Raw genomic sequence first — 1,006 nt, forward strand, 5'->3', positions numbered from 1 at the left:
TAACGTGAATTCGGCTTAAGCAGATTTTAATTCAATAGGTTTTAAAATCTGCTGAATTCCTGAATTATATCCATTCACAAGTACCAACGCATATAAGGTTAAAGCTGAGAATATTGTCGTCAATAATCCTATTTTTGATCTATGGCGAGTGTGTTCAAGATCAAATTGACTTTTCATCAAATTAAATGGTGCTTCAATAATTCCACGTTTTTTTAATACAGCATGATCAAATGGATCTAAAACTTGTGGTTTCATATTTCTTTTTACACGTGTAATCAGTTGAACACCAACTTCTGCAAGGCGATCCTTCCAATTCTTACCAATATAGCCACGATCACCAAACAACTTACCTTTTAATTTTGAGTGTTCTATTAATTCTGGTAATACTTTACGGTCATCAACGTTACCTGTTGTTATACAATAAGAAACTAAGCGTCCAACATGATCGCAAATCAAATGAATTTTGAAACCATAAAACCAATCTACAGAGGTTTTCCCCCGACTTGCACTGTCTACAAATACACGGTGTTGCTGAATACGTTTATTATGACACACAGCTAATTTGGTAGAATCAATAAAAGCAATTCCAGAGGATTGCACCTTTAAACTCTCAATAAGAGCGACAAAATACATCACATATTTTGCTTTTAATTCAATGAATCGGTTATAGCTAGGTAAGTTTGGAAAGTAAGAGCAAAGAAAAGGCTTAGCCCAATAAAGATAAAAAGCCTTGAAGTTTCTACTCCCTGTTAGATGAAACCACAATAATAAAGTGAGAACTTCAGAAGCACGGATTTTACTTTGGCGCAATCGCTTAGCTTGTCCCGAAGTAAGCCTATATTGTTCAACATTTTTGGTAATATCAGCACAAAAATCATCAATTAAACAAAAAAGTGTTGTAAGCTGTGTATCGATAGGCATTTGAGGTTATTCAGTTTTTTGTCGTGATTAAATTGTGACTCAAATGCCTATTCTTTATCAAATTTCTTATCCCGAATTCACGTTA

The 1,006-nt window shown here is 33.9% G+C and carries 1 protein-coding gene; it reads right to left on the reverse strand.

The window, feature by feature from the left end; genetic code table 11:
- Positions 1 to 15: 15 nt before the first annotated feature.
- Positions 16 to 921, reverse strand: coding sequence for an IS982 family transposase (locus HX129_RS17695; protein ID WP_286436398.1), 906 nt, complete (start codon positions 919 to 921; stop codon positions 16 to 18).
- Between the last annotated feature and the right edge of the window lie 85 nt (positions 922 to 1,006).

The organism is Acinetobacter sp. 251-1, assembly GCF_030329305.1.
In the GTDB taxonomy this organism is placed as follows: domain Bacteria; phylum Pseudomonadota; class Gammaproteobacteria; order Pseudomonadales; family Moraxellaceae; genus Acinetobacter; species Acinetobacter piscicola_A.